The 443-nt window shown below is 54.6% G+C and carries 1 protein-coding gene; it reads left to right on the top strand.

The window, feature by feature from the left end:
- On the top strand, positions 1-342 hold a 342-nt coding region (locus B7449_RS17920; RefSeq protein WP_048883989.1), incomplete at its 5' end, for an SDR family oxidoreductase.
- Positions 343-443: the final 101 nt, after the last annotated feature.

The following is a 443-nucleotide window of genomic DNA, read 5'->3' as shown; positions in this document are numbered from 1 at the left end:
ATCTTCAACATGTCCTCGATTGCGGGCCGGAAAGTCTTTACCGGTCTGGCCGTGTATTGCGCCACCAAGGCCGCCGTCGCAGCGTTCTCCGATGGACTCAGGATGGAGATCGGGCCAAAGCACAATATCCGCGTCACCTGCATTCAACCGGGTGCCGTGAAGTCGGAACTGTACGAGCAGATTACAGATGCCACTTACCGCAAGCAGATGGATGATCTGGCTGCTTCCATGACCTATCTGGAAGGCGAAGACATCGCTGACACGATCCTGTTTGCGCTGAACGCACCATCCCGAATGGATGTCGCAGAACTGTTTGTTCTGCCCACCGAACAGGGATGGTGAGGATCGGAATCATGAAAGAACTTTGACGAGAGCAATTTCTTTCAGGACATTAAAGTCCAAGGTCGGACAGCCCCGGATGATCGTCGGGGCGTCTTCCCGCA

The sequence above is a fragment of the Komagataeibacter intermedius TF2 genome, assembly GCF_000964425.1.
Lineage (GTDB): Bacteria > Pseudomonadota > Alphaproteobacteria > Acetobacterales > Acetobacteraceae > Komagataeibacter > Komagataeibacter intermedius.
The sequence above is the reverse complement of the archived record's forward strand: the minus strand, read 5'-3'. Positions and strand labels throughout refer to the sequence as shown.